The sequence below is a fragment of the Thiorhodococcus fuscus genome (genome assembly GCF_042682685.1).
GTDB classification, from domain to species: Bacteria; Pseudomonadota; Gammaproteobacteria; order Chromatiales; family Chromatiaceae; genus Imhoffiella; species Imhoffiella fuscus.
In genome coordinates, this window is sequence record NZ_JBHUHX010000004.1 from 1 (window position 1) to 15,804 (window position 15,804).

The window sequence follows — 15,804 nt, forward strand, 5'->3', positions numbered from 1 at the left end:
CTGCTCCAAAATATCTCAGGAAAAACAACGCACCATCGTACACTCAAAGTTCTGTGTAATGGGATGGGTTACTACCGCCTTGTGCAAGATCGGTCCTGATTATATGAAGTGGAGCCGCTATGATATTAATCGCACTGAGGTGATGCGTTGGCCCTATTCGTTCAAGCAAAAATATCTTTGCTCTTATTGATTGTGGAGGGGCTCCGGTGGCGATTCAACTCGAATGCATTAGTTTGATTATCCCTATATGGAAGATAGATCGGCATTATCCGGGAGGTTTTCGAACCCTCCTGACCGATAAGAATTTAGAGTTCGGGAACGCGTTTTACCATGATGAGCACCTGTATCGTGAGGGTTCGATGGATCCAATGACCACGAATCTCCTGATCAGCCGCTGGGAAACACTTGGGCTGGTGCCAATGAGAAGGCTAAAAGGGAAACCCTACTGGAATGACTTGTGTGTCGCCACCAGTGTCGATGGCCCCACCTATCCTTGTGATTGGCTCGAATACAATCGGGACGAAGGCACTGTCAGTTACAAACATGTGCTCGAGGTCGATCTTCTTCCCTACTATGTCTACGAGCTGCGTGACCCAAGGAATAATCGCACCTTCTATGTTGGGAAGGGAAAAAATGATCGAATCTTTCAACATCGACCTGCCAAACAGTCGGATAGCGACAATGACGATATGTTAAATTCACAAGAGGAAGCCCGGAAGCTAGCCCTCATCAGGGAAATACAGGATGAATGCCAGCGTGACTGCCATCGAGTCGTCATTGGGCGGTTCGAGACTGAAGCAGAAGCCTTTGCTGTTGAAGCCTCACTGATCAAGTGGGTCTACGGCATCGAAAATCTCACGAACAGCGTCCACGGGCATCGTCACAAGAATATTCGAGATCATCGGCAGCAGAATGAGATGTTTGATCTCGAGGAAAAGAACCAATGTTATCCGAGCGAGCCGGGATTGGACGTGCCAAAGCGCGTCCCTGGCGAGCGCGATATGTCTGGAAAATATACAGAAGAGCAGCGTCGAAAGATCGCCGAAAACGCGATCTTTGAGAAGCTGGAAGCCCTAAGGGATGAGCTATGCGAAGCGCCCGCCCTTTCAGATCTCTTGGTCTCGGCGCCTAACATGTCGACACCCCAGGATCCGTGCCTGATTGTCAGTGGTTTTCATCCAGAGGCCATTCGTTTGATGATCAAGCTGCAGCTGACGGGCGATTATGTCCGGTTCAACCTGATACCAAAAAGCAGCAGGCAGAATGACATTGCCGCATTTAAGGCGGTGTTATCCGCTGATGATAGGGGGTTATTCGAACTCAAGAATGGAAGTGCTTTTCGAGTCTATGGAAAGATGCTTGACTTGGAGATATCCTTGGACGGCAAAAAAAGAGGTGTTCAGCATGCCAACGTGAATGACATCGTCGCGATAATCGAATATCTTATTGACAAGCTGAATGGTTGTAGGCCCAACTGAGCGTCAATAATGGCGTAATTTGCTGTTGGTCCAGATCGTCGTGGGCCGGTGATGCAAATCCTGGCCAAGGTTTCGCCGCAGATTGAGGTCTATTCGATCGACGAGTGCCTTTTCGTGGGCCATGTGCGCTAGCACCTCGCGTGCACGGAACAAAGGATAGCTCCGTCGAGGCAGATAATCACACGGGACGTAACAGTCGAGCACATCCCCGCCGATCGTCGTCAGTCCGTCACGGGGATCGAGCGTGCTGGGATCGCGCGCGAGCGCCGTGAGGGTGTGACCCTGCTCCAGTGCCTGGGCCAGGACCTGCTGGCCGGTGCCGCTGGTCGCGCCGAAGAGAGCGATCTGCATGGCGTTGTCTCCCGATCGTTGTCTGTCCAAGAAGCGACCTGACAGTGAGGGCGGCTCAGCCGGAAGGCGAGGGTGCCGATCCTGCGTCCAGGGCCCGATACCAGCCCACTTCCGCGACGCAGAGTTGCGCATGACAAGGTTGGGGCGCCGAGGTTAAACGCGAAGCTCGGGTGACCGACTGCCCTCGGCCGGGCTGGACGACTGAAGGTCGATGTCGTCGCGGCAGCCCGACCCGTATTGCTATGTGACTCGGTATTAGGCACACTGCTCGGGCTTAAATGAGCCTCGCCCCAGTGCGGGGCTTTTGCATTTTTGGCCCTCCAACACTCATGGCGGCCGTTCTTACCTCCCAGCCTTTCGCGGAACCCTACTTTGATCTCTACAGCCAACATCACCATGCAGTTCGGCGGCAAGCCGTTGTTCGAGAACGTCTCCGTCAAGTTCGGCGGCGGCAATTGCTACGGACTGATCGGTGCCAACGGCTCTGGGAAATCGACCCTGATGAAGATCCTGGGCGGCGATCTGGAGCCCACCGCAGGCAACGTCTCGGTCGATCCCGGCAAGCGGCTCGGCAAACTGCGCCAGGACCAGTTCGCCTATGAGAACCATACGGTGCTGGATACCGTCATCATGGGACACGACGAGCTGTGGCGGGTCAAGCAGGAACGCGATCGCATCTATGCCCTGCCGGAGATGAGCGAAGAGGACGGCATGGAGGTCGCGCATCTGGAGGTACAGTTCGCCGAACTGGATGGCTACACCGCCGAATCGCGCGCGAGCGAGCTGCTGCTGGGACTGGCCATCCCGCTGGAGCAGCACGAAGGACCCATGAGCGCGGTCGCGCCGGGCTGGAAGCTGCGCGTGCTGCTCGCCCAGGCCCTGTTCGCCGATCCCGACATCCTGTTGCTTGACGAGCCCACCAACAATCTGGACATCCACACCATCCAGTGGCTGGAAGAGGTGTTGATCGCACGCAACAGCACCATGATTATCATCTCGCACGATCGGCACTTCCTGAACAGCGTCTGCACCCACATGGCCGACCTCGACTACGGCGAGCTGCGTATCTACCCCGGCAACTACGACGAGTACATGACCGCCTCCAGCCAGGCACGTCTGCGCCTGCAGGCGGACAACGCCAAGAAGAAGGCCCAGCTCGCCGAGCTGCAGACCTTCGTCAGCCGCTTCTCCGCCAACGCTTCCAAATCCAAGCAGGCCACCTCCCGCAAGCGCCAGATGGAAAAGATCGTGCTGGAGGACATCAAGCCCTCCAGCCGGGTCAACCCCTTCATCCGCTTCGGTCAGGACAAGAAGCTCTATCGTCTGGCGCTGGAGGTCACGGGACTGGCCAAAGGGTACGACGGCACACCGCTGCTCAGCGGTCTCGACCTGACCGTCGAGGTCGGCGAGCGCGTCGCCATCATCGGCCCCAACGGCATCGGGAAGACCACACTGCTGCGCTGTCTGGCCGGCGACCTGACGCCCGACGACGGTACGGTCAAATGGTCCGAGAACAGCCAGTTGGGCTATTTTGCCCAGGACCATGCGGACGATTTCACCGAGAGCACCACGCTCTACGACTGGATGGATCAATGGAAGCAGCCTGGCGACGACGAGCAGGTCATCCGAGGAACGCTGGGGCGCCTGCTGTTCTCCCAGGACGAGATCAAGAAACCGGTGAACGTGATTTCCGGTGGTGAGCAGGGCCGCATGCTGTTCGGCAAGCTGATGCTGCAAAAGCCCAACATCCTCCTGATGGACGAGCCCACTAACCACCTGGACATGGAATCGATCGAGTCGCTCAACACGGCGCTGGAAGGCTATCCGGGCACCCTGATCTTCGTCAGTCACGACCGCGAGTTCGTCTCCTCGCTGGCGACCCGCATCATCGAGCTGACGCCCCAGGGCGTGATCAATTTCAGCGGCAACTACGAAGACTATCTGCAAAGCGGCATCGCGCCAGCCTCCGGCGTTTGATCGACGTTCGGTGCGATGACGAGGATGATGTACTGTCATCAAGTATCGACAATTGTCGATCGTTCTGATCTCGAATATTGATTTTATTTGCGTCCTCCCGGCGTCTATGTTCAGTCCATCGCATCGTCAGAGACTGAGACCCAGGAGGCGCAGATGTCGATCACCATCACCACGGCAGCGGCACTCGCCGCGCCCCTCGCACTTTGGCTTCCCGCCGCGCTCCCGAGCCATCTTGCCAACCGCTTCGGTCGACGCGTGCCGCCCCTGGCCAACAGTCTGGCCTGGCTTGCCTTCGCGCTGGCTGTGCTCGCGCTTCTGACCCACGGTTTCGGCCCTGCGGAATCACTGACACTCTTCAGCATCGATCTGCCGCTGGACATCGGCGCCTTCGCCATCGGCGTCTACGTCAACGCGGTGACGGTCATCATGCTGACGCTGGTCTCGCTGGTGGGCGCGATCGTCTCTACCTATGCGCGCAACTATGTGGCGGGCGACGCCAATGAGGGGCGCTTTCACAAGTGGCTGCTGATGACGCTGGCGGCGATCCTGACCCTGATTGTCGCCAGTAACCTGCTGATGTTCGCGCTGGCCTGGATCGCCACTAGTCTCTGTCTGCATCGTCTGCTGCTGTTCTATCCGGAGCGGCCGGCTGCGCTGATCGCCGCGCACAAGAAGTTCGTCTTCAGCCGAATCGGGGATGCCAGTCTGCTGATCGCCGTGATCCTGATCGGTGCCACCCTCCATACCCTGGACTGGGCAGGCGTCGGGGCGGCCATGGAGTCCATCCAGGGTCCGCTGCCCGCCACCCTGCAATGGGCGGCCTGGCTGGTGGTGCTGAGCGCGGCCCTCAAGTGCGCCCAGTTCCCCTTCCATGGCTGGCTGATTCAGGTGATGGAGGCGCCGACCCCGGTCTCGGCCCTCTTGCATGCGGGCATCGTCAACGCAGGCGCCTTTCTGGTGATCCGCATGAGTCCGATCATGTCGGTGTCGGGGCCGGCGCTCACGGCCCTGGCGGTGGTCGGTCTGGTGACGCTGACGGTGGCCTCGCTGGTGATGCTGACGCAGACCAGCATCAAGGTCTCGCTGGCCTGGTCGACCTCGGCGCAGATGGGCTTCATGCTGCTGGAGGCCGGCCTGGGGCTCTACAGCCTGGCCTTGCTGCATCTGGTGGCCCATTCGCTCTACAAGGCGCACGCCTTTCTCGCCGCCGGCAGCAGCGTGGACGCCTTCCGCGCGCCTGCGCTCCAGTTCGACGCGGCGGGACCGCAGCCCTGGCAGTGGTTGGTGGCCTTCCAGGGTGCCGTGCTGATGGCCTTGGTCGCCGGTTTCCTCTTTGGGGTGGATCCAACGCGCCAGCCGGCGCTCATCGTCACCGGCGCCATCGTCGCGATCGCGGTCGCCCAGCTCCTGCTCCAGGCGCTTGTGCTGGAAGACAGGGCTGCGCTTCTGCTGCGAGCGAGCGCTATCGGTGCCCTGGTCTGTCTCGGCTACTTCGGTCTGCATGCCGCCTTCGAGTCCGCTATTGCTGGGAGCGTGCGCCCCGTGCCGCTGCCTGGTGGGGCCTTGGATACGGCGCTGAGCCTGGCGATCGTCGCCGTCTTCATCGGCCTGATCCTGCTCCAGCATCTTTTCATGCGCCTCGCGGCACCGCTGCGCCAGGCCATCCAGGTCCACCTCTATAACGGTCTTTACGTGGACGTGGTGGTCACGCGTGTGATCACGCGTCTGTGGCCGATTCGCCGCGCGCCGGCCCTCGCCTGAGGAGGATGACAGCATGAACCTGACAGCACTCTCCAATCTTGCGCTGACGCCAGTCGAGGCGATGACCATGACGGAGGAGACAGAGGTGATCGACGCTTCCCACGAAATCGCGCCTTCATGGCTTGACGCGCAAATCACGGCGGCCTGCGATCGCATCGCGCCGGTCTGGCCGCTCGATCGCTTCGTCGCCGTCAACCCTTTCCATGGATTGCGCCATGCGCCCTTCCAGGAGGCCGCCGCCATCATGCGTCGGGCGGCCGGCGCGCGCCTCTACATGTCCAGGGCCTATTACCGGGAACAGATCGAGGCCGGACGCATCGCGCCGGACGACCTGCGCCAAGCCGCCGCGCTCTGCGGCAGCCACCTCGAACCGGATGACATCGTGCGCGCAACGGCCAGCGAGGCGCATTCAGCCGGCGGTGTTCCGCTGCTGACCGCCGTACTCGACGAGATGGATGCCGATCGCTGGTCGAGCTTCGTCGTCGACCGGATCAGCCATCACTGCGCGGCCTATTTCGACATGGGCCAGGCGACCTGGAAGCAGCCCTGGCAGGGTCTGTCGCTCTACGCCTCCTGGCGGCGTTTCGCGGCGCTCGACTTCAGCACCACCATGATGGGGCAGGGCGGCATGCGCGCACGGGTGAAGGCCCTTCCGGAGAATCCGCGCGACTGCATCCGATCCGCCCTGACGCGCCTGGGCATCCCGAACGCCGCAGTCCTCGACTATCTGCACGCGGCCCTGATGGATGTCGGCGGCTGGGCCGCCTGGACCCGGCTGCTGCGCTGGCAGGCGGAGCTCGCGGGTGCGAGCGACGCGACCATCGAGGAGCTGCTGGCGATCCGCCTGGCCTGGGATCTCCTGGTCTATGAACACAAGGCGAGGCCAGAGCTGACCCAGCGCTGGCGTGCGGTCTGCGCCGGGCTCGCCAAGGCTCCGGCTGTGCCCGAGCGTGACGGCCAGGCCGATGCCGGACCGACGACCGATTCGGGCATCGATCACCTGTTGCTGACCGCCCAGGAGTCGGCCTACCAGCGTCGGCTGATCGGTCAGTTGACCGCCGTCAGTGGAGATGGCCAGGGATCGCCGGCTCGGCCTGTGATGCAGGCCGCCTTCTGTATCGATGTGCGCTCCGAGGTCATGCGCCGGTCGCTGGAAACCGCCTGTCCGCAGGCCCAGACGCTGGGCTTCGCGGGCTTCTTCGGCGCGCCGATCGAGGTCGTGCCCCTGGGCGCGGGCCAGGCGAAACCCCATGTGCCGGTGCTGCTCAGTCCCGGTTATCGTGTCTGCAGCGAGATCCAGGGTGGCGACGGTGCACGAACCGTCCGGGCACTGAACACCCAGCGTCGGCGGATCGGCATCAGCAAGTCCTGGAAGGCGTTCAAGATGGGTGCCTCGTCCTGTTTCTCTTTCGTCGAGGCCGCCGGCATCTGGCTCTACGCCCCCAAGCTCATCGCTGACAGCCTGGGCTGGAGCCGACCCGTGCCGGCCCCGGACGATCTGCGACTGGATGCCGAGGCGGCGTCTCGGGTCGCTCCGAGCCTCGGCACGCCAGCCCATCACCGCTGTTGCGCCGCGCCCGAGACCACCCTGGGCATCCCGGAGGAGGACCGCCTTTCTTTGGCGGAGGGCATCCTGCGCGGCATGTCTCTGACCGAGGGGTTCGCGCGTCTGGTCCTGCTGGTCGGGCATGGCAGCACCAGCGTCAACAATCCCTACGCGGCCGGGCTCGATTGCGGCGCCTGCGGGGGGCAGACGGGCGAGGCCAGCGCCCGCGTCGTGGCCGCACTGCTCAATGAGCCGAGGGTGCGCCAGGGACTGGCCGAGCGCGGGATCGACATCCCGGCGGACACCTGGTTCCTGCCCGGTCTGCATGACACCACGACCGACGATGTGCGGCTCTTCGACACCGCCATCCTGCCGCCGGACTACGCGGAGGAGCTGGCCGAGATCAGGAGCTGGCTCAAGGAGGCCGGGGCGCTGACCCGGATGCAGCGCGCTACGCTCCTGAGTCTCGGCGGGCGCAGCGGGCGCGGGCTGGAGACACGTATCCGTCGCCGTAGTCGCGACTGGTCGCAGGTCCGCCCTGAGTGGGGGCTGGCGGGCAACGCCGCCTTCATCGCCGCCCCGCGCGCCCGCACCCAGGGCATCGACCTTGGCGGACGCAGCTTCCTACATGATTACGACTGGCAAACCGATGCGGACTTCAAGACCCTGGAGCTGATCATGACCGCGCCTTTGGTGGTCGCGACCTGGATCAATCTGCAATACTACGGCTCCATGGTCGACAACCGCCGTTTCGGCAGCGGCAATAAGGTGCTCCATAATGTGGTCGGCGGCGCCATTGGCGTCTTGGAGGGCAACGCCGGCGACTTGCGCGTGGGACTGCCGCTGCAGTCGCTGCACGATGGCCAGCGCTGGATGCACGAGCCACTGCGCCTGAGCGCCTTTCTGCAGGCGCCCGAGGCGGCGATCGAGGACATCATCGCCCGCCATGAACTGGTCCGGCAGCTCTTGGATAACGGCTGGCTGCACCTGTTCAGGCTCGGTGAGTCCGAGGCCGATATCGAGCGGCGTCTGCCTGGGCAGGGTTGGGTCGGCGCGCTACGAGGCGATCTTGTTTCGACGGATCACGAAGCTCCGGCTGCGTGATCCGAGCGATGCAGCAAACGCTGCGTTACCGATGTGACGACCCAGAATCGATCATTGAGGATCTTGAACGACGCATGGATTTCGCCATCAGGTTTTTCGTGTTCTTCGGATTTTGGACGATCCTCGCCGGTTGGGATCCGTCTTCCTGGGTCATCGGTCTTCCCGCCGTACTCTTCGCGAGCTGGGTTTATGGTCGCCTGGCACGGGATTCGGCGCGTCCAGGTATCGGTCAGATCCTGGCGTTCCTGCCCTTCTTCCTGCGCGAATCCTTCCGTGGCGGGGCGGATGTGGCGCGGCGGATTCTGCGTCCGCGTATGCGCATCGCGCCGGGTTTTCAGACCTATCGGATGCGCCTGTCGCAACCTGCGGCGCGCGTGCTGTTCCTCGACTGCATCAGCCTGCTGCCGGGATCCTTGAGTGCCGACCGGCACCAGGATGTCATCCAGGTGCATCTGCTGGATGCGAGCCTGGATGTGACGCCCGAGCTGGCCGACCTGGAGCGCCGCGTCGCGGCCATCTTCGGCGAGCACCTGGAGCCGCCTGCGCATGTCTGATTTCTTCGTCGCAATCGCCCTGGTACTCCTGCTCAGCATGACCGCCGGTCTGGTCCGGGTGGTTGTGGGGCCGACGCCCGCCGATCGCATGATGGGCGCTCAGCTCCTGGGGACGACCGGCATCGCGGTGCTGCTCTTGCTGGGACGCGCCTTCGCGATGCCGGCCCTGGCCGATGTGGCCCTGATCTTCGCGCTGCTGGCCGCCGTTGCCGTCTCCGCCTTCACCCGGCGTCGATTGGATCGGGAGCCTGACGCATGAGTCTGGTCCTGACGCTGCTCTCGGTCGTGTCCATCGCGCTGGGTGCCTTCTTCTTCCTGGTCGGTACGCTTGGACTCATCCGGCTGCCGGACCTCTTCAGCCGTCTGCACGCGCTGACCAAGACCGATAATCTCGGGCTCGGGCTGGTGATCCTCGGTCTGCTGCCCTGGGTGCCGGATCCCTTCCATGCCTTGAAGCTGGTGCTCATCTGGCTACTGGTGCTGCTCGCCGGAGCGACCGGATCCCACCTGATCGCGAAACGGGCCTTGCGCGGGGACGGCGAGGATCCGACGCCATGACCACCGATGTGCCGATGTTCCTCTTCGATCTGGTGCTGCTCGCCACCCTGTTGGGACTGGCCGTCGCCGCACTGACCAGCCCGGACGTGCGTCGGGCAGTGATGTTCTTCATCGCCTTCGGGCTCTGGCTGGCGCTGGTTTGGGCGCGGCTGCGCGCGCCCGACGTGGCGCTGGCGGAGGCGGCCATCGGCGCGGGTCTCGGCGGGGCGCTGATGCTCGCGGCGGCGCGCCGGGCCGCGCGTCGATCAGCGGCGAACGAAGCTGACGATCGGGAGGACGCGGGGGCGTGAGACGTGCCGGAAGCCTCATGATCGCCGTGCTGGTCGGACTGCTCGCACTCTGGCTGCTCTGGGTGCTGCGGGATGCGCTGGCACCGACGCCGCGTCTGGCCGATTTGGCCCTGCGGGAGCTGCCCAACACCGGGGTCAGCAATCCGGTCACCGGCGTGCTGCTGGCCTATCGGGCCTACGATACCCTGCTCGAACTGGCGGTCTTGTTGGCGGCCTTGCTGGGCATCTGGTCCCTGGGCGCGGCCTCGCCGGGCTTCCAGCCGGCGGGGACCGTGCTGCGCGGCATGGTCGAGCTGGTCGTGCCGTTGTTGATCCTGACCGGCGGCTATCTGCTCTGGGTGGGCGGACATGCGCCGGGCGGGGCCTTCCAGGCCGGTGCCTTGCTCGGTGCCGCCGGCGTCGTGCTGCGACTGGCCGGCGACGCGCGGGCCGGGTTGCCGCCGGTTCCGGTACAGCGCCGATTGGTGGTGGCTGGGGCGGCGACCTTCGTTCTGGTCGGACTCGCGACCATGGCGTTCGGCGCGGGCTTTCTGAGCTATCCGCACGCTTGGGCGAAATGGCTGATCCTGACCATTGAAACAGCGGCGACCCTGGCGATCGGGGTCACGCTGGCCGCCGCCTATGTCGGCGGCAAGCCAGTGCCGCGATCAGGCGAGGACGGCCCTTCATGATGACGCCGTTGCTCTACGGCGGGGCTGGCGTGATCCTGTTCGCGCTGGGGCTCTGGGCCTTTCTGGTCCATGAGCCTCTGCTGCGCAAGCTGATTGCGCTCAACATCATGGGGAGCGGCGTCTTTCATCTCCTGATCGCCATCGCCGAGCGCGGCGCGCTGCCGCCGGATCCGGTGCCGCATGCCATGGTCCTGACGGGGATCGTCGTCGCCGTGAGCGCGACGGCGCTGGCACTGGCGATGGGGCGACGGCTGGAAGACGACGACGATGCTCGATAGCCTCGCCCTGGCCGTTTCCGTCCCCTTGATCGGCGCGATTCTGGTCACCGCCGTTCCCGGCCGCGCCCAGGGACTGGGCCTGCTCGCCGCGCTGGCGACTCTGGCGACGGTCGGTCTGGTCACTGTCGAGGTCTGGCAACAGGGCAGCCTGCGCTCGGACCTCGGCGGCTGGGGCGCGCCGCTCGGCATCAGCCTCGTCGCCGACGGGCTCTCCGCCGCGCTGCTGGCGATGGCGGCCCTGGTCGCGCTGGCGGTCAGCGTCTATGCCTCCGGCTATTTCAGTCGTGGCGAGACCAAAACCCATTTCTGGCCCCTGTGGCTGCTGCTCTGGGCCGCCTTGAACGGGCTCCTCCTGGCGGCGGACCTCTTCAATCTCTACGTCACGCTCGAACTGCTCGGACTGACGGCGGCGGCCTTGGGCGCCCTGACGGGCACGACGGCGGCGGTCGAGGCCAGTCTGCGCTACCTCCTGGTCGGTCTGCTCGGCTCCCTGGCCTATCTGCTCGGCGTGGCGCTGCTTTACACCGCGTATGGCACGCTCGACATGACCCTCCTGGGCGCTGCCGTGAGACCCGAGCCCGTCGCGGGCTCGGCGCTGGTGCTCATGACCGCCGGTCTGGCCTTGAAGGCGGCGCTCTTTCCCATGCATTTCTGGCTGCCCCCGGCTCACGCCAACGCGCCGGCCCCCGTGAGCGCGGCGCTTTCGGCACTGGTCGTGAAGGCCGCCTTCTATCTCATGCTGCGGCTCTGGCTGGATGTCTTCGCGCCACTGGTCACGCCTTGGGCTGCGGGTCTCATGGGGCTGCTCGGTGCCATGGCCGTGGTCTGGGGCTCGTGGCGGGCGCTGCGAGCCGAACGGCTGAAGCTGATGGCGGCCTATTCCACGGTCGCCCAGATCGGCTATCTCTGTCTCTTCCTTCCGGTGCTGACCGCGCTGCCGGCGGGTGCCGCACACGACGATCTCTTGGTGGCGCTGCTGCTCATGGCCCTGACCCACGGCTTCGCCAAAGCGGGACTCTTCCTCGCCGCCGGTCTGGTGCAGCGTAGCGCGGGGCATGATCGCATCGACGACCTCGGCGGCACCGCGCAGCATATGCCGGCGACGACCTTCAGCATCGGCCTGGCCGGTATCGCCCTGATCGGATTGCCGCCGAGCGGCAGCTTCGTCGGCAAGTGGATCCTCATGCGGAGCGCGATCGAGAGCGGGCAGTGGTGGTGGATCCCGGTGATCCTCGTCGGGACCCTGCTGGCGGCGGCCTATGTCTTCCGTGTCCTGAGCCGCGCCTTCAATTTGGAGCCGACGCCGCGCCGCTTCGTCACTCAGGCACGAACCGAGGTGCCGGCGCTGCTGTTGGCCTTGACCTCGGCGGCGGTGCTGGGGCTGGCGGCCCGTCCGCTCTGGCACCTGCTGGGCTTCGAGGGCGGTCTATGAATCTCGATCAACTGCTGCCTGCGGTCATCGTGCTCAGCTCGTTCCTGCCGGGCGTCTTCATCTTTCTGTTGCAGGAAGAGAGTCATCTGCTGCGCGGCGTGCTCAACATGACCGGCGCTGTCGTCAAGCTGCTGCTGGTCGGCGTGATGATTTGGGGCGTCTTCCACGGCCATGTCTACGAGACGCGGCTGACGCTGGCGCCTGGGCTGGATCTGGTGCTGCACGCCGATGCCCTCGCGGTGCTCTTCGCGACCCTGTCGTCGGTTCTCTGGCTGGTGACGACCATCTATGCCATCGGCTATCTGGAGCACTCGCCAAACCGCAGCCGCTTCTTCGGGTTCTTCAGTCTCTGCGTCTCGGCCACGATCGGGGTCGCTCTGGCCGGCAACCTGCTGACCTTCGTCGTCTTTTACGAGGTCCTGACGCTTGCGACCTATCCGCTGGTCGCCCATCGCGGGACGCCGGACGCCACCCGTGGGGGCAGGATCTATCTGGCCTACACCATGGGCGGCGGTGCCCTGCTGCTGGTCGGTGCGGTCTGGCTGCAGGCGCTGAGTGGGCCTGCCGACTTCGTGCAGGGCGGTTTTCTGTCGGGGCTGCAGCCGGATGTCTGGGGGCAGCTGGTCGCCATCTTTTTCCTTCTGCTGGCCGGGCTCGGCGTCAAGGCGGCGCTGTTTCCTCTGCACGGTTGGTTGCCGCAGTCCATGGTCGCGCCGGCCCCGGTCAGCGCGCTGCTGCACGCGGTGGCGGTGGTCAAGGCCGGCGCCTTTGGCATCGTGCGGGTCGTCTACGATGTCTATGGCGTGGGGTTCGCTGACGCGCTCGGGCTGCTGACGCCGCTCGGCATCCTCGCGGCGATCACCATCCTCTACGGCTCGGGCATGGCGCTGACGCAGGACGGACTCAAGAAGCGGCTCGCCTATTCGACCGTGAGTCAGGTCTCCTACATCGCGCTGGGCGCCTCCATCCTCGGTCCCGTCGCCACCATCGGCGGCCTGGTGCATCTGGTGCATCAGGGGCTCATGAAGATCACGCTCTTCTTCTGCGCCGGGAATTACGCCGAGACCCTGGGCGTCCACAAGGTCAGTCAGATGGACGGGGTCGGGCGGCGCATGCCCTGGACTACGCTGGCCTTCAGCGTCGGCGCCCTGGGGATGATCGGCATCCCGCCGATCGCGGGCTTCGTCAGCAAATGGTACCTGGCACTGGGCGCGGTCGAGGCCGACGCCTATTGGGTGCTGTTGATCCTGGCCTTGAGCAGTCTGCTCAATGCCGGCTACTTCCTGCCCATCCTCTACCGTGCCTGGTTTCGGCCGCCCCCCGAGCGCTGGCCGGAGGAGCACATACCGGCCGGGCGTTTCGAGACCATGGGCGCGCTGCTCTGGCCGCCCCTGATCACCGCCGCCTTCTGTCTCGCCGCCGGCCTCTTCGCCGCAGCGCCCTTCAGTCCGCTCGAATGGGCGACGCTGATCGCGCGCCGGGAGTACGGGCCGTGAGCGGCGGGCTGCTGATCCTGGTCTGGGTCTGGCCGCTGCTGCTCGCGGCCCTGGCGGTCAGGCCGTCGTTTTGGTGGCTGCCGGCCATTGGCGCACTGCCCGGACTGGCCGCCGCGCTGCTGGTGCCGCTCGGCAGCCGTCTGGAGCTGCCCTGGCTGTTTCTCGGCACCACCCTGGGGCTCGACGCGACCGGCCGGATCTATCTGATCTTCACCGCCATCCTCTGGCTGGTGTCCGGGATCTATACCGCCTTCAGCGCTCGTGGAACGTCGCACGCGGGGCGCTTCGGCGTCTTCTTTCTGCTGGCGATGGCCGGGAACCTCTGGCTGATCGTCGGACAGGATCTGCTGAGCTTCTATGCCGGATTCGCCATCATGGGACTGTCGGCCTACGGGCTGGTGATTCACGACGGCAAGACGGCCGCGCTGAGGGCCGGCAAGGTCTATCTGGTGATGGCCCTGCTCGGGGAGGTGACCCTCTTCGCCGCCCTGGTGTTGGTCGCCAGTCATGCCGGAACCACAGTGCCCGCGCCCGAGCAACTGGTTGGTCTCGACAACCTGACCATCGCGCTGCTCATTCTGGGGCTCGGCGTCAAGGCCGGCATGGTTCCGTTGCATCTATGGCTGCCGCTGGCGCATCCGGCCGCGCCGATCCCGGCCAGCGCCGTGCTCAGCGGCACCATGATCAAGGTCGCGATCCTGGGCTGGCTGCGTTTTCTGCCGTTGGGTGCCGTCGCCCTGGCCGATTGGGGCGCCTGGCTGACCGGGGCGGGTCTGCTGACGATGTTCTATGCGCTCCCCATCGGTCTGATGCAGTCCGACCCCAAGGTGATCCTGGCCTATTCGAGCATCGGCAAAATGGGCCTGCTGATCCTGCTGCTGGGGCTGATCCTGACCGAACCCGCGCTGGCGCCGGTCGGTGTCGCCGCGATCACCCTCTATGCCGCCCATCACGCGTTGGCCAAGGGCGGGCTCTTTCTCGGCGTCGGGCTGCGTAAATATGCCGCGCTCCCGCAACCCCTGCTGCTCGCCGGGCTGGTCTTTCTGGCCCTGGCGCTGGCCGGTGCGCCCCTGACCAGCGGTGCGGTCACCAAGTACGGCATCAAGCCGCTGCTCGCTGGCGCCGACTGGGGATGGCTGTCCATCGCGGTCGCGGTTTCGACGGTCGCCACCACGCTGCTGATGGCGCGTTTCCTCTGGGTGACCACGCGCATCAAGCCCCACCCGGAGACCGGATACACCTGGCCTAGTGCGGCATGGGCGGTCCTGGTCACCCTGTTGCTGTTGTTTCCCTTCGTCCTCGGCGAGCCGGCGGCCTGGCCGACCAATGCCGCGACCGTTGGCGCCGGTATCGGCATCGCGGTTGCGGTCATGGCTGCGGCGCGCCGCTACCCCGGTTTCGTCAAACCCCTGGTCGGCCGCATCCCGCCTGGCGATCTGCTGGGTCTGATCAAGCGGATCCTGCTGGTGCTGGTCTGGTATGGGCTCGCGATTTTGCGTTTCGTGGGGGCGCTCTACGCGCGTATCGAGGCGCGCCTGACCCATGCGTTCGATCGGGTCTTCGCACAGCCGACGTCCGACGGCGAGCAAGGACTGCGTGCCTGGCCGGTGGCCGGCGCCCTCTGGCTTGCGGTCGGGGGTCTGCTCTTCGTGGCCGTGCTCGGCGGGGCGCCCGAGGTCTCGCCCCACGAGCCAGCGCCACGGGGCGAGATCGCCGCGACGTCCCCCTTGGAGGCGGATCTGCGGTCGGAGCCTGGCGTCGTCGGTGTGCCCGGAGACGAGCCGCCGCCCAGCTCACTGCCGGATGTCGACGCCGAGACCGACAGGGCATCCGCGTTCGAGCCGAGTCCGCGTTCGGAAATGTCTGAGGTTGACGCAGCGATCGCAGCCGAGGCCGAAGAGGCATCGACTCCGGCCGCTCGAACGCCCGCTCGCGCGAGTGACGAGTCGTCGGTGGAAGCGCTGGCGGTTTGCGACCCCGAGATCCCCTTCGTCTTCGCCAGTCCCAAGGATCCCGCCGAACGGATCAGCTTGCAGCGCTGCGTCCGGGATCCGGACAGCGGGGCGCCGCGCCTGCTCGATGCGCCGCCGCTCACGAATCGCTTGGTGTATCTGTTGCAGGAACAACTCGGCGCACTGGGCTTCGACCCAGGTCCGGTCGACGGCCTGATCGGACCCAGAACCCGCGATGCCGTTCGCACCTTCCAAGAGGCGCGGGGCATTCCTCAGACCGGCCGGATCAGCTTCGATCTGCTGGAGCGTCTACAGCGGGAAACGCTTCAGGACCCATGAGTCCCCAGCAGATGGTC

At 64.9% G+C, this 15,804-nt stretch carries 15 protein-coding genes; 14 read left to right on the plus strand and 1 reads right to left on the minus strand.

What is annotated here, in order from left to right:
• Both ACFSJC_RS01640 and ACFSJC_RS01645 read left to right on the plus strand, forming a co-directional pair.
• Positions 1-190: hypothetical protein (locus ACFSJC_RS01640; protein WP_386022257.1), on the plus strand; the 190-nt coding region annotated here is incomplete at its 5' end.
• A gap of 16 nt (positions 191-206) precedes the next feature.
• Positions 207-1,478, plus strand: a complete 1,272-nt coding sequence (locus ACFSJC_RS01645; protein ID WP_386022260.1) for a GIY-YIG nuclease family protein — start codon at positions 207-209, stop codon at positions 1,476-1,478.
• A 3-nt stretch (positions 1,479-1,481) separates the two neighbouring features.
• Here ACFSJC_RS01645 and ACFSJC_RS01650 read toward each other — a convergent pair whose 3' ends face one another.
• Positions 1,482-1,829, minus strand: a complete 348-nt coding sequence (locus tag ACFSJC_RS01650; protein WP_386022263.1) for an NAD(P)H-binding protein — start codon at positions 1,827-1,829, stop codon at positions 1,482-1,484.
• A gap of 372 nt (positions 1,830-2,201) precedes the next feature.
• Between ACFSJC_RS01650 and ACFSJC_RS01655 the strand changes: the two genes are divergently transcribed.
• From ACFSJC_RS01655 to ACFSJC_RS01710, 12 genes are all read left to right on the plus strand, one after another.
• Entirely contained in the window at positions 2,202-3,806 is a 1,605-nt protein-coding gene (locus tag ACFSJC_RS01655; protein WP_386022266.1) for an ABC-F family ATPase, read from the plus strand.
• Positions 3,807-3,959: 153 nt separating this feature from the next.
• On the plus strand, positions 3,960-5,567 hold the full coding sequence (locus ACFSJC_RS01660) for an NADH-quinone oxidoreductase subunit L (protein WP_386022268.1): 1,608 nt from the start codon (positions 3,960-3,962) through the stop codon (positions 5,565-5,567).
• Positions 5,568-5,580: 13 nt separating this feature from the next.
• On the plus strand, positions 5,581-8,217 hold the full coding sequence (locus ACFSJC_RS01665) for a YbcC family protein (protein ID WP_386022271.1): 2,637 nt from the start codon (positions 5,581-5,583) through the stop codon (positions 8,215-8,217).
• 74 nt (positions 8,218-8,291) lie between these two features.
• Complete coding sequence (locus tag ACFSJC_RS01670; RefSeq protein ID WP_386022274.1) at positions 8,292-8,771, plus strand: Na+/H+ antiporter subunit E; 480 nt, start codon at positions 8,292-8,294, stop codon at positions 8,769-8,771.
• Positions 8,764-9,030: an MrpF/PhaF family protein gene (locus ACFSJC_RS01675; protein WP_386022277.1), complete on the plus strand. Its 267-nt coding sequence runs from the start codon at positions 8,764-8,766 to the stop codon at positions 9,028-9,030. The genes ACFSJC_RS01670 and ACFSJC_RS01675 overlap by 8 nt, the downstream gene beginning before the upstream one ends.
• On the plus strand, positions 9,027-9,329 hold the full coding sequence (gene mnhG, locus ACFSJC_RS01680; protein WP_386022280.1) for a monovalent cation/H(+) antiporter subunit G: 303 nt from the start codon (positions 9,027-9,029) through the stop codon (positions 9,327-9,329). The genes ACFSJC_RS01675 and mnhG overlap by 4 nt, the downstream gene beginning before the upstream one ends.
• The gene (locus tag ACFSJC_RS01685) at positions 9,326-9,619 is read left to right on the plus strand and encodes a Na(+)/H(+) antiporter subunit B (RefSeq protein WP_386022283.1); all 294 of its coding nucleotides are present in this window, start codon (positions 9,326-9,328) and stop codon (positions 9,617-9,619) included. The genes mnhG and ACFSJC_RS01685 overlap by 4 nt, the downstream gene beginning before the upstream one ends.
• Positions 9,616-10,290: an MnhB domain-containing protein gene (locus ACFSJC_RS01690; RefSeq protein ID WP_386022286.1), complete on the plus strand. Its 675-nt coding sequence runs from the start codon at positions 9,616-9,618 to the stop codon at positions 10,288-10,290. Before ACFSJC_RS01685 ends, ACFSJC_RS01690 begins: the two co-directional genes overlap by 4 nt.
• Positions 10,287-10,568, plus strand: coding sequence for an NADH-quinone oxidoreductase subunit K (locus ACFSJC_RS01695; RefSeq protein ID WP_386022289.1), 282 nt, complete (start codon positions 10,287-10,289; stop codon positions 10,566-10,568). The genes ACFSJC_RS01690 and ACFSJC_RS01695 overlap by 4 nt, the downstream gene beginning before the upstream one ends.
• Positions 10,558-12,000: a complex I subunit 5 family protein gene (locus ACFSJC_RS01700; protein WP_386022292.1), complete on the plus strand. Its 1,443-nt coding sequence runs from the start codon at positions 10,558-10,560 to the stop codon at positions 11,998-12,000. Before ACFSJC_RS01695 ends, ACFSJC_RS01700 begins: the two co-directional genes overlap by 11 nt.
• On the plus strand, positions 11,997-13,496 hold the full coding sequence (locus ACFSJC_RS01705; RefSeq protein ID WP_386022295.1) for a proton-conducting transporter transmembrane domain-containing protein: 1,500 nt from the start codon (positions 11,997-11,999) through the stop codon (positions 13,494-13,496). The genes ACFSJC_RS01700 and ACFSJC_RS01705 overlap by 4 nt, the downstream gene beginning before the upstream one ends.
• The gene (locus tag ACFSJC_RS01710) at positions 13,493-15,787 is read left to right on the plus strand and encodes a proton-conducting transporter transmembrane domain-containing protein (protein WP_386022298.1); all 2,295 of its coding nucleotides are present in this window, start codon (positions 13,493-13,495) and stop codon (positions 15,785-15,787) included. The genes ACFSJC_RS01705 and ACFSJC_RS01710 overlap by 4 nt, the downstream gene beginning before the upstream one ends.
• The last annotated feature ends 17 nt before the right edge of the window (positions 15,788-15,804 follow it).